Annotated in this window: 12 protein-coding genes and 1 riboswitch; of the genes, 6 read left to right on the forward strand and 6 right to left on the reverse strand. The window is 38.4% G+C overall.

The window, feature by feature from the left end; all coding sequences use genetic code 11:
- Positions 1 to 51 precede the first annotated feature (51 nt).
- The 4 genes from MY533_RS01460 (at position 52) to ybaK (ending at position 3,962) form a co-directional block, all read left to right on the forward strand.
- Entirely contained in the window at positions 52 to 1,590 is a 1,539-nt protein-coding gene (locus MY533_RS01460; protein ID WP_248717752.1) for an acyl-CoA carboxylase subunit beta, read from the forward strand.
- 258 nt (positions 1,591 to 1,848) lie between these two features.
- The gene (locus tag MY533_RS01465; RefSeq protein WP_248717753.1) at positions 1,849 to 2,412 is read left to right on the forward strand and encodes a VanZ family protein; all 564 of its coding nucleotides are present in this window, start codon (positions 1,849 to 1,851) and stop codon (positions 2,410 to 2,412) included.
- A 326-nt stretch (positions 2,413 to 2,738) separates the two neighbouring features.
- Positions 2,739 to 3,443, forward strand: coding sequence for a hypothetical protein (locus tag MY533_RS01470; RefSeq protein ID WP_248717754.1), 705 nt, complete (start codon positions 2,739 to 2,741; stop codon positions 3,441 to 3,443).
- 24 nt (positions 3,444 to 3,467) lie between these two features.
- On the forward strand, positions 3,468 to 3,962 hold the full coding sequence (gene ybaK / locus MY533_RS01475; protein ID WP_248717755.1) for a Cys-tRNA(Pro) deacylase: 495 nt from the start codon (positions 3,468 to 3,470) through the stop codon (positions 3,960 to 3,962).
- A gap of 17 nt (positions 3,963 to 3,979) precedes the next feature.
- Here ybaK and MY533_RS01480 read toward each other — a convergent pair whose 3' ends face one another.
- A complete protein-coding gene (locus MY533_RS01480) occupies positions 3,980 to 4,135 on the reverse strand; it encodes a hypothetical protein (RefSeq protein WP_248717756.1) in 156 nt (51 codons plus the stop codon).
- 855 nt (positions 4,136 to 4,990) lie between these two features.
- Between MY533_RS01480 and MY533_RS01485 the strand changes: the two genes are divergently transcribed.
- A complete protein-coding gene (locus MY533_RS01485; RefSeq protein WP_248717757.1) occupies positions 4,991 to 6,067 on the forward strand; it encodes a nucleotide kinase in 1,077 nt (358 codons plus the stop codon).
- 58 nt (positions 6,068 to 6,125) lie between these two features.
- On the forward strand, positions 6,126 to 7,325 hold the full coding sequence (locus MY533_RS01490) for a glycine C-acetyltransferase (RefSeq protein WP_248717758.1): 1,200 nt from the start codon (positions 6,126 to 6,128) through the stop codon (positions 7,323 to 7,325).
- Positions 7,326 to 7,481: 156 nt separating this feature from the next.
- On the opposite strand, the gene MY533_RS01495 is transcribed toward MY533_RS01490, so the two are convergent.
- From MY533_RS01495 to MY533_RS01515, 5 genes are all read right to left on the reverse strand, one after another.
- Positions 7,482 to 8,633 (reverse strand): alpha-hydroxy acid oxidase, encoded by a 1,152-nt coding sequence (locus MY533_RS01495; protein WP_248717759.1) that lies wholly within the window; start codon positions 8,631 to 8,633, stop codon positions 7,482 to 7,484.
- A 13-nt stretch (positions 8,634 to 8,646) separates the two neighbouring features.
- Positions 8,647 to 9,318, reverse strand: coding sequence for a methionine ABC transporter permease (locus tag MY533_RS01500; protein ID WP_132360181.1), 672 nt, complete (start codon positions 9,316 to 9,318; stop codon positions 8,647 to 8,649).
- Positions 9,311 to 10,336: a methionine ABC transporter ATP-binding protein gene (locus tag MY533_RS01505; protein WP_248717760.1), complete on the reverse strand. Its 1,026-nt coding sequence runs from the start codon at positions 10,334 to 10,336 to the stop codon at positions 9,311 to 9,313. Before MY533_RS01505 ends, MY533_RS01500 begins: the two co-directional genes overlap by 8 nt.
- A 95-nt stretch (positions 10,337 to 10,431) precedes the next feature.
- Complete coding sequence (locus tag MY533_RS01510; RefSeq protein WP_248717761.1) at positions 10,432 to 11,265, reverse strand: MetQ/NlpA family ABC transporter substrate-binding protein; 834 nt, start codon at positions 11,263 to 11,265, stop codon at positions 10,432 to 10,434.
- A gap of 86 nt (positions 11,266 to 11,351) precedes the next feature.
- Positions 11,352 to 11,456: riboswitch (SAM riboswitch) on the reverse strand.
- 174 nt (positions 11,457 to 11,630) lie between these two features.
- On the reverse strand, positions 11,631 to 12,800 hold the full coding sequence (locus tag MY533_RS01515; RefSeq protein WP_248717762.1) for a pyridoxal phosphate-dependent aminotransferase: 1,170 nt from the start codon (positions 12,798 to 12,800) through the stop codon (positions 11,631 to 11,633).
- Positions 12,801 to 12,835 lie beyond the last annotated feature (35 nt).

Raw genomic sequence — 12,835 nt, forward strand, 5'->3', positions numbered from 1 at the left:
TTAACTATTTATGCTAAGGCGTAACCGAATGGGCAAAAGGAGGAATTCACTATGAGCAATGTACCGACAGAAAATACGACTAAAACAATGAAGGAACAAATTTTAGCAGGTGGTCTGCCAAAATACCACGATAAAAACGCGCAGCAAGGAAAATTATTTGTACGTGAACGACTCGAATTATTATTAGATGATGGGCTGCATTCAGAGGATGGCTTGTACGCAAACTGCTTAGCCGGTGACTTACCGGCAGATGGCGTTGTAACAGGAATCGGTAAAATCCATGGCCGTACCGTTTGCGTATTAGCAAACGACTCGACGATTAAAGCTGGCTCTTGGGGTAAACGTACAGTAGAAAAAATGATTCGTATTCAAGAAACAGCTGAAAAGTTAAATTGCCCATTACTGTATCTAGTCGATTCGGCAGGTGCACGTATTACTGATCAATTAGAAATGTTTCCTGGCCGACGAGGAGCAGGACGCATTTTCTATAATCAAGTAAAACTATCAGGTAAAATCCCTCAAATATGCTTACTGTTTGGACCTTCTGCAGCAGGAGGTGCATATATCCCTGCATTCTGCGATATTGTAGTTATGGTAGAGGGCAATGCATCGATGTATTTAGGATCCCCACGTATGGCGGAAATGGTTATTGGTGAGAAGGTAGATTTGGAAACGATGGGTGGAGCGAAAATGCACTGTACCATTTCCGGTTGTGGAGATGTGCTTGCTAAAACCGAGCAGGAAGCAATTGCCTATGCGCGTAAATATTTGAGCTACTTCCCGAACAATTATGCAGAGCGCGGCAAAGTAGAGGCTCCAAAGCCACCAGCTACATTTGATAAATCGATTGAAGAGCTAATACCAAAAAATCAAAACGTTCCTTTTGATATGTATAAGCTAATTGACCGTATTATAGATGAAAATACGTTTTGTGAAGTGAAAAAATTATTCGCTCCAGAATTAATTACAGGACTAGGGCGCATTAATGGGCAATCCGTTGGAATTATCGCCAATCAACCGCGCGTAAAGGGTGGCGTTTTGTTCCACGATTCAGCTGATAAAGCAGCAAAGTTCATTTCACTTTGTGATGCGTTTAATATTCCGCTTCTTTTCCTTGCAGATGTACCAGGCTTTATGATTGGTACGCAAGTTGAAAAAGCTGGGATTATTCGCCATGGTGCGAAAATGATTTTCGCAATGAGCGAGGCAACAGTCCCTAAATTAACGGTCATTGTTCGTAAGGCATATGGTGCAGGGCTGTATGCAATGGCAGGTCCTGCTTTTGAGCCAGACTGCTGTATTGCGCTTTCTAACGCGCAAATTGCTGTAATGGGCCCTGAGGCAGCGGTCAACGCAGTATATGCTAATAAAATCGCTGAACTTCCAAAAGAGGAGCAAGCGCACTTTATTGCAGAGAAACGCAAGGAATATCAAGAGGAAATCGATGTCTATCGTCTAGCTTCAGAGCTCATCATTGACGATGTTATTGAGCCAAATGATTTACGAAAAGCACTTGAATCACGTTTAGAGCTGTATATGTCAAAATATTTATTATTCTCGGAACGTAAACATGGAGTAAATCCAGTATAAAGTCTGAAAGAATGCTGTCTCAGTTTATTTGAGGCAGCTTTTTTTGCATCACTAAAAGCCGAGGATTGTATTTTGTTAAAATTTGTTTTTTCTCTTTTCTAATTGAATCTGGACAAACGTATAGTAAAGGAGGATAAAGTATACCTAATATATGCTAGTATCCTTTAAAACGCTTTACCCATCTTCTTATTGCCACTTGCATGGGGAAGGGAGGCATATTAAAATTATGAGAGGATACAGGAGGTAGGTCGTATAGGCATGACAAAAAATAATATACAGGGTAGTGCCAAGCTACCGTTACCTTATCGTTCATTGATAGATACATATTATTTACCAATCAAGATAATAGGTTGGATATTTTTTTGTATTTATTCTGTAATAGCTTTTTATAAACTAGTTATTGATCGACTAGTGAATGTAATTATTATTTTATTTAATGGCGAATATTCTCTAGACGAATTAGGGCTGTTTGATTATAGTGACTGGCGTTTAACCACAAATTTTATTCCCTTTGATACAATTCTTCGCTATATAAATTACTCTCAGTATTTTAATTTAGATATCATTATTATTAATTTACTAGGCAATTTATTGATATTTACCCCAATGGGCTTTTTACTTCCATTATTATCAAAAAGGTTTCGGAAAGCGCGGACAGTTATTTGGGCAGGCTTTTTCTCTAGTCTAGCGGTAGAAACAATCCAGTTTATTTTTACGGTTGGGTCGGCTGATATTGATGATTTAATATTAAATACACTCGGCGCATGGCTTGGTTACTTAGCCTATAAAAGTATACTTATTAAGCCTAAAAAAGACAGATAGAAACAGTCCTTGTGATAGGGCTGTTTTTTTAGTGGTGAATTAACACCATTTATAAAGTGGTAACGATAATAAAATTTATTGAAATTAAATATTGGAATACTAAATGAATATAATATCGAGGAATTTGTTAGGTCTTTGTATCTATTTCGTTGAAAGTGAAATATTTCTTTAGGAGCTTAGTATTAATTCGCTCTTGAATTTGGTAAAGAAAATTCCGATAATTAGGGTACAGAAACTATTCTGAAGGAATAGATAAAGTTAATAGAGGAAATTATCATATCTATTATTTAACTTGCATATTAAATAAGAAAGCCGAGGTGAATCTTATGAAACTATCTAGTTTAATTGAACAAGAAAGAATATCATCATACTATAATCGTAAAAAGATTTTACAGCGAAAACAAGCTGGTGATGCGTATCGAAAAAGTGCACTGTATTTTCCACCAAAGAAAAATCCGTTATTGCTTGAGCTAGAAAATTTACTTTTAGGGCATACAGACCAAGAACTCTTTGAGCAACAAAAAGAGGCGTCCAAAGAGGTCACACCCCAACAGCAAGCAATCATTCAAGATATGCAACAGACGAAAAATGTGCTCGCCCATGAGCAAATGCAGCATTATTCACAGGTAGAGCGTATAAATGAGGAAGCGCCTATAGTAGATGATGCAAATGCCAAGGAAACGTTACAAATTTTAGAGCGGGTGCGGAATACTGCGCTGGGACCCGCGCAGCCATCACCACAGGATTTACGTGTAAATGTACAGCACATGCAAGCGCAATTAAATGGTCAAGAGGTTGATGACAATGAGCCAGCTTTTGTACGGGAAGATATTGAAGTCAAAGTACCAGAACGTTTTTCGAAGGAATTGAAATTAGATCCATTTGTAGATACAATTTTCGGTAAGAGTTATGCGGGGGCATACAAGGCGCGAACATATAAACACGCTTCTGAAAAGTATGCCACTCATATTCAAATGGCAAAAGACGGCTATCGACCGAGTAATGACTCCATGATCTCCATGATAGCCTAATGCTGCAGATGGGGGATTTTTGATATGGCAAAAGCAAAGCATGCGAAAACAAATGCGATAAGATTATTTGAGCAACAAAAAATACAATTCGAAGTAATTGAATATGAGACTGGTGATGGCCAAGTTGACGGAATTTCGGTTGCTGAAAAAATTGGTCACCCAGTTGCACGTGTTTTCAAAACATTAGTAGCAAAGGCAAGTGCACAAAAGCTTTTTGTATTTGTTATTCCTGTAGCAGATGAGCTTGATTTAAAAGCAGCTGCAAAGGTTGTAGGAGAGAAAAAAATCGACATGCTCCCGGTCAAGGAGTTACTTGGCTATACAGGCTATGTGCGAGGCGGATGCTCTCCAGTCGGCATGAAGAAGCTTTATCCAACTGTCATCGATTCGTCGGCCCAAGAGCAAGGAAATATTATAGTGAGTGCCGGGAAAATCGGTATGCAAATCCACCTACAGCTAGATGATTTAGTCGCTGTGACAAAAGCAAATATTGCATCAATCACTACTACCCAAGAATGAAATGCTGGGTAGTTTTTTTATTGATAATTTGTAGTGGTAAACGGCTCGGCACAGAAAGAGATAACTGTTACTATTAATTCTAAATATAAAGGATACTTTAAAAATTCATTTGTTGAATAGCCCAATAAATAAGGCATACCTAAAAACATCATTACTATACCAATTGTAAACAAAACAATCCCAACTTTTTTACCATACATCTCCCTCCAAACTTAAGCTAATGTTAACTGACCTGCATCACAGGCATAATTGCGTGTTTAATTAAAAAATTTGTTCTTGTTATTTTTGATGTAGCTAATGACAATTGCAAAGTAAATAACAGCTATGAGATTAATGATACTTAATGTAAGACCTGATGGTTCGGACCAGGGAAGTACAAAAAGCCAAAATACTACTAAAATTGAACTCAGTACATATATCCATTTGAACAGATATGTCATTTTTAATTCCCTCTTTTCTTCTTTGATGCTTGTAACTTTCAAGGAATTGTCTCCTTTCATTAATTCGTCAATACTAATATTGAATAAATCACTTAATGCACTAAGCGTTTCAATATTGGGGTAACCTTTTTCAAGCTCCTATTTAGAAACGGATTGTCTGCTAAAGTTTAATTTAATGGCTAGCTTTTTATAGAACTCCATGATTTCAACTCCTGTCATTTTATTTTTACTATAGCTCATGTAAGAATCGCAAAGTAGAATGATGTAATCTAAGAGTAGCAAACAGTTGAAACAGATGGTTGCTACTTACTCAATTAGGCACTTTTGGTGAAAATAGATAGTTTTAGAATACTGAAAATGGGTTCTTTTTGTTTGCCGTAATAATTCGACTTTATTTTGGGTATCCCTTTTTTTCTATCTCGTTAGTTTAATGGATTTATTCGAGAGGCTTTTATTGCCGGCACTCTAAGGGCATGAACTTATTCTATTAAATGGGAAGCTACTTTTATGTGTAAAAATTAAAAGTAGCTTCATTTTTTTTAAGGTTCCTTCATATAATGCAAGGCATAAGATAAAGGGGGATCGAAATTGAACGGAAATGTGACCTACTATTATGGACACGCACTGACTGGGCAAGGAATTAAACATTTATATAAAGAAATGATGGATGAGGCTGAACTAGTTTATATTTTACAGGGTGCACCGACGTTTAAAGGATCAGAACTTCTTAAAGAGCTTGGGTATTTTTATGTGAAGCAGGGCTTTGCGGTGGAGTGGTTTAAGCATGCTTTGCTGGAGGATATTGTTGAGGCAGTATATGTTCAAGGATGTAATCGATTATTTGTATGGTCATCAGGTTGGGGGATTGAACCGGTTTTCCTTGGAACAAAGCATCGGGTGATGTCATTTTATGATTGCTTAGAAGAAATCCAGCTTGAAAGGGTTGGCGAACAGCTCGCTACTGCAATGACGGAACGAGAGTCATGGCGTGAGAAGTGTATTTCGAAGCTTAATGATGCAATAAAGATCCATGATGATTGGGAAGTAGTCACACAGAGTTGTATGAACTGGCAGGCATTGAATGATCAGGTTGAAAATTTAAAGACAGATGTGTTCCAATCAATCGTCTTAAATAAAACAGGTGTGCGCACCCATCGCTTACTCGGAACATTAACACCTAGGGGTGCCGAAAATACCGTAGATAGCATAACAAAAAATGTATCTAGAAGATTGATGATCAAAGGGAAGCCAGGTACAGGTAAATCTTCGTTAATGAAAGGTTTGGCAGACGAAGCAAATGCAAGAGGGCTCGATGCACAAATTATTTGGTGCGGCCTGGATTCAAACTCAGTGGACATGGTCATTATCCCGGAATTGAATTTCTGTATTTTTGATAGTACAGAGCCTCATATCTTTGACCCACAGGACGGAAGACTAGGGGATGAAATTTTCGATATAGGGAAACATTGCGCAATTTCACAGGAGGCAGAAGTTCAAATTGAAGATATTCGGGCAAAGTATAAAGAGGCGATGCAGGATGCAATGGGCTATTCGAAGCGTTACGCGGAAGCGGAGTATACTATCCGGCGATTATTAGATAATTGTGTATCATCATCTCTTTGGCGAGAAAAAACTGCCCCACTATTCGAAAGATTAACAAAGTAATTTTTCGAATAGTATGCTTGTGCTACACTAGGAATTAGAAAAGTGTTCTTAGGAAAGGATGATACGCTTGTCAAAAGTATTGAATGCATTTTTAGATGAAAACCTAAAAGCCTTACACGATCAAGGCTTATACAATGAAATTGATCCAGTAGAGGGAGCAAACGGACCAATTATTCAGGTACGTGGCAAAAATCTAATTAATCTATCATCAAATAATTATCTGGGCTTAGCAACGAATGAAGATTTAAAGCGTATTGCCAAAGAAACAATTGAGACATACGGTGTAGGGGCTGGAGCAGTTCGTACGATTAACGGCACACTTGATTTACACGTAAAACTAGAGGAAAAGCTTGCTGAATTTAAAGGGACTGAAGCAGCGATCTCTTATCAATCAGGTTTTAACTGTAATATGGCAGCTATTTCAGCTGTTATGGATAAAAATGATGCAATTCTTTCAGACCAATTAAACCATGCGTCGATTATTGATGGCTGTCGTTTATCACGAGCGAAAATCATTGCCTTTAATCACTCTGATATGGACGATTTACGTGCAAAGGCAAAGGAAGCAAAAGAATCAGGCTTATATAATAAAGTCATGGTCATTACGGATGGCGTATTCTCAATGGACGGTGATATTGCAAAACTACCAGAAATCATTGAGATTGCGAAAGAGTTTGATTTAATCACATACGTCGATGATGCACACGGATCAGGTGTAACAGGTAAAGGAAAGGGGACTGTGAAGCATTTCGGTTTAGAAAAAGAAATTGACTTCCAAATTGGTACACTTTCTAAAGCAATTGGTGTTGTTGGTGGATATGTAGCAGGTAAGAAAAATTTAATTGACTGGCTTAAAGTGCGTTCTCGTCCATTTTTATTCTCAACAGCATTACCACCAGGTGACGTAGCTGCGATTACAGCAGCAGTACAAATGTTGATTGACTCAACAGAGCTTCACGATAAGCTATGGGAAAATGGCGATTATCTAAAAGCGGGTCTTGCTAAGCTAGGCTTTAATATCGGTGAATCTGAAACGCCAATCACACCATGTATTATAGGTGATGAAAAACTTACGCAGGAATTTTCTCGCCGTCTATTTGAAGAGGGCGTCTACGCTAAATCAATCGTTTTCCCAACGGTTCCTAAAGGTACAGGACGTGTTCGTAACATGCCTACAGCGGCACATACAAAAGAAATGTTAGACGATGCTCTAGCAATCTATGAAAAAGTCGGCCGTGAACTAGGCGTTATTCAATAAAAAAATGGGGCTGCCTCAATAGTGAGGTAGCCCTTTTTATATTAATGTCCCGATAAAATCTGAAATTGTTCCGATAAATCTCAAAATTGTTCCGATAAAACAAAAATTTATTCCGATAAGTCTCTTATCTGCATCTCAAACTGCCGGACACTATATTTACGCTCCATCCTTTTTCACCAATGTGATATCACGTAGTCCTTTTATAGATATTGCCCCCGCTAATGCGATAGAAACTTTTAATTCATCATATAAATTTGTCATTACTTTTTCGATTCCTTGCTGTCCTTCCAATGCAAGTCCGTAGACGAAGGGACGGCCAATGGCAACAGCATCTGCTCCTAAAGCGAGTGCCTTAAGGGCATCCATTCCACGATACACACCGCTATCTAAAATAACTGGAATTTGTCCCTTTACAGCTTTCACAATGTCAGGAAGTGCATCAAGTGAAGCAATTACGCCATCCAATTGGCGTCCACCATGGTTGGATACGATAATGCCGTCAATGTCGTTTTCTATTGCTAGTTTTGCGTCTTCAGGATGCAAGATCCCTTTTAACAAAATAGGGAGATTCGAACGGCGCTTTAATTCACGTACATTGTCCCAATTTAATGTTGGATGGAATATATTTTGCAATACGCCTTGGATATATGACTCGAATGAATCATCTGGTAAGGAAGCGATAAAAACAGGGTCATTCATATAGTTTCCTCGTGCATACCCAAGCTTTAATGGTGAAAATTGATTACGAACATCCTCTTCACGCCAGCCAAGCATGACTGTATCTACAGTTAAAACGATAGCCTCAAAACCAGCTGCCTCGGCTCGAGCGGCCATGCTATAGGCAATTTCCTCATTTGTTGACCAATATAATTGAAACCATTTAGTAGCAGTGGGAGCTGTTTGTGCCACATCCTCGAGTGCATAGCTTGAAACTGTGCTTTGAATATAAGGGATTTTTAATTGATCAGCTGCACGTGCAACGGCTAGCTCTCCTTCGTCATGCGCCATTTTGTTCATGCCAACAGGAGCAAATAAGAACGGAGTTGGATATATTTTTCCGAACAGTTCAATCGATGTATCAATACTTGAAACATCTTGTAAAAAGCGTGGAATGATAGAGTATTTTTCAAAGGCTGTACGGTTATTCCTTAATGTTTGCTCACCGCCAGCGCCTGAACGGATGTAACCAAATGGACCAGCTTCTAATTTTTCTGCAACTGCCTTTTCTAAATCTGTAAAGCAAATAGGGAAGGGGGCTTGTGCATTAATATTTTTTAACAGTAGATCGCTATGTGTTGTCTTTGTCATCATAAACCTCCTACTAATCTTTCTTTAACTTCGCAGCAAAGCGATTACCTAGTGATTGAATACTCTGCACGAGGATGATTAAGATAAACACCGTCGCATACATCACGTCAACCTCATAGCGTAGATGGCCGTAACGGTATGCGAGATCACCTAGACCACCAGCACCAACCATTCCTGCCATTGCTGTTGCTCCTATAAGACCGATTGTGGCAATCGTTAAACCTAAAATAATGGATGGGCGAGCCTCACGTAATAAGACGTTCCAAATAATATGACGACGTTTAATACCCATTGCTGTATAAGCTTCCACAACACCTGGATCAACTTCTAAAAGTGCTGTTTCCATAAGTCGCGCAATATAAGGCGCTGTATAAACAACAAGCGGCACAATAACACCTTTTACACCAATAGTTGTGCCGACGATTAGCTTCGTGAACGGTAAAATGAAAAATAGTAAAATAATGAACGGTACAGAGCGGATAATATTAATAAATAAATTGAAAAATTGGTAGAGAAATTTATTTTCAAACGATTGCCCCGGGCGAGTTAAAACGATTAAAAGCCCCAAAGGAATCCCAATTAAAATAGAAAAGAATAATGAAATCCCAACCATTTGGAAGGTTTCGAGAATGGATTTCCCAATAACATCTGACCAATCTGCAAAGAAGCTTTGAATGCTAGTCATGTAATTCGCCTCCTAATACCTCAATGCTTACCCCGTTTTCTGTAAAATACTTAAGTGCTTTTTCTACGATATGTGCTTCACCGTGTAGATGCACGACAATATTACCGACAATGCCATTTTTTAATTCTATGATATTGGCTGATAAAATATTTGGTTGCACATCATAAACTTTACTCACTTCTGCTAGTAATGGTTTACCCGTACTTTCTCCAAGGAATGTTAAACGAATAACACTTCCCGAAACATTTAATTGTTTGATAAGAGAAGGGGATAAATTACGTTGAGAAATGGTATTTAAAAATTTCCGTGTTGTTGGATGCTGGGGCTTCGAAAATAGTTCTATAGCAGAGCTATATTCCACAACCGCCCCTGATTCAAGAACAGAAACGGCATCGCAAATTTTTTGAATAACATTCATTTCATGTGTAATAAGTAAAATAGTGATACCTAGCTCACGATTAATTTTCAGGAGAAGCTCAAGAATGGCGTCTGTTGTTTCGGGGTCGAGTGCACTTGTCGCTTCATCACTAAGCAAAATCTCAGGCTCCTGGGCAAGGGCACGTGCAATAGCGACACGTTGCTTTTGACCACCTGAAAGCTGGCTAGGATAGCTATCTAATTTCTCCGTTAGACCAACAATTTCTGCATATTTTGCAACGCGTTTTTTTACTTCAGAGTCGTTATAGCCAAGAAGCTTTAATGGTATCGAGATATTGTTGTAAACAGTCGCTGTTTTTAAAAGGTTAAAATGCTGGAAGATCATCCCGATTTTTTGCCGAGTTTTGCGAAGGTCGTTTAGAGAAAGGGAAGTAATATCTACATGATCGATGAATACTTTTCCTGTTGTTGGACGTTCTAATAAATTCACACAGCGAATAAGGGTACTCTTTCCTGCACCACTGTAGCCAATAACCCCATGGATTTCACCTTTTTTAACATGCAGGTTAATACCATCTACTGCTTTGACGATACCATTTTTAGTTTTAAATTCTTTTGTTATATTTTCTAGTTGAATCATAAGGTGATATCTCCTTTCTAAGTCCTTCGATAAAGCAAGAATCTGCTAGCTTTCCTGTAGGAGTCTCGCAGATTCTTGAAATACTTAATCGTCACTTACCAGCTTGGAATTATGGAGCCTTGGAATTTTTCTTCAATAAATTTGCGTACCTCATCAGATTGATAAGCTTCAACAAATTTTTTGATCGTTGGGTCATCTTCGTTTTCAGCACGCACCACAATGTAGTTCACATATGGAGAGTCCGTAGATTCTAAAAGAATGGAGTCTTTTTTAGGATTAAGGCCAGCATCAAGAGCGAAGTTTGTATTAATGGCAGCTACATCTACTTCACTAAGCTGTTTAGGAATTTGTGCAGCCTCTAATTCAATGAATTTCAAATTCTTTTTGTTTTCTTCCACATCGCGAATAGATGCTGTTAAGTCTGCACCGTCTTTTAATTTAATGATGCCAGCCTCTTGAAGGACAAATAGAGCACGAGCCCCGTTCGTTGGATCATTCGGTAATCCGAATGTAGCACCATCTGGAACTTCATCCAATGATTTATATTTCTCGGAGTATATGCCCATAGGAGTTAAAATTGTTTTTCCTACTGGCACTAAATCTGTTTTGTGATCTTTGTTAAATGCATCGAGGAAAGGCTCGTGTTGATAGCTGTTTACATCAAGATCACCCTCGGCTAACGATGTATTTGGTAAAACATAATCAGAAAACGTTTTTAGTTCTACCTCTAAGCCATTTTCTTTGGCAACTTTTGCTGCAGCCTCTGCAATTTGTTCGTGTGGACCAGAAGTTACACCTACTACAATCTTATTTTCATTAATAGTCTTACTTTGACTATCCTTACTATTTTCTTTAGTACCACAGCCCACTAATGCTGCTACTAATGTAAGACTTGCTAAACCTAATAAAATCTTGTTTTTCTTTTTCATGAAACATACCTCCAAAGTTGTTTTATCGGTAATAAAAATAAAAAAACTCTCTTAAAAATTAAGAGAGGCTCATGAAAAATTGTCCTCTCTTATCTTTCAAACAATGATTGTTTGCTGGAATTAGCACCTTCCTTAAAAAAGGAGGTTGCCGAGCTTCATAGGGCCAGTCCCTCAGCTACTCTTGATAAGAGATTTATAATATTTTTTTGTAAATCCGATAGAACTAATATAAATTATAGGATATAGTAAGTCAATTGAATTTTTAAAATTTTTCATTTTATTTTAATGTTTAGTCGCGAAAGAAGAGAGAAAAAACTGTCCCTATAGCAAGTTTGAGCTAATGGAACAGTTTTTGATTGAAATGTTCACAGGTTAAATAAGTTTAATTTTTCAATTCTGCTGATCGCTTCACGTAAGCGGTCTTCGCTAACAAGTAAACCAACTCGTACAAAGCCTTCACCATATTGACCGAAGCCATTGCCTGCAGCTACTGCTATATCAGCTTTGTCGAGCAATATATCGGCAAATTGTTCACTCGTAAAACCTAGTGGAACAGGGAGCCATGCAAAAAAAGAGCCTCTTGGTGCTGTAACTTGCCAACCAATTCGCTGAGCTTCTTCAATCAGGACGTTTCGTCGACGCTCATAGGTCGCTCTTAGCTTATCCGCGCAACTTTGGGAAGCAGTAAGCGCAACTGCTGCGGCTTGTTGTACGGCAGGAAATTGACTACAAAATAGATGATCTTGCATAAGGTTAATAGCTGCGATAATGTCGGGGTTACCAACCGCGAAACCAATGCGCCAGCCTGCCATATTATACGTTTTGGATAATGTATACATTTCGATACCGACATCTTTAGCACCATCAGCTTGCAGGAAGCTGACAGGTTTATGGCCGTCAAATCCAATCGCTCCGTAGGCAAAATCATGTGCGACGATAATATTATGCTTTTTTGCAAAGCGTACTGTTTCCTCGAAAAATTCCAATGTTGCAGTACCGCCAGTTGGATTATTCGGGTAATTCAAGTACAGCAACTTCGCCTTTTCCTTTACTTCATCGGCTAAAGCAGTATAATCTGGCAGGAAATCATTTTCTGCGAAAAGAGGCATAACTTCAAAATTAACATCACCTAATACGACACCAGATAAGTAATCTGGATATCCAGGGTCAGGTAATAGCATAGTGTCACCGGGGTTTAAAACAGCTAACGGTAGCTCAACAAGACCAATTTTCGTACCTCCGAGAATAGCAACCTCTGTATCAGGGTCAATGTCCACATTGTATTCACGTTTGTAGAAGCTTGCTGCTGCTTGGCGTAATTCTGCTATGCCACGAAATGGAGAGTATTGATGATTTTGAGGATTTTCTGCCGCCTCCTGTAATGCTTTAATAATGTGTAAAGGGGTGGGTTGATCTGGATTACCTTGACCAAGATTGATAACATCACGTCCTTCAGCAAGAGCAGCGTTTACTTTTTGTACAAGTGCTGCAAAAAATTGAGTTGGGAGTTGCTGTAGTTTTTTTGAGAATTCCATGCACGTCCACCTTTTTCAGAATATAATAATTATTG

Origin of the sequence: Lysinibacillus sp. Ag94, from assembly GCF_023242215.1 — a bacterium.
Lineage (GTDB): Bacteria > Bacillota > Bacilli > Bacillales_A > Planococcaceae > Lysinibacillus.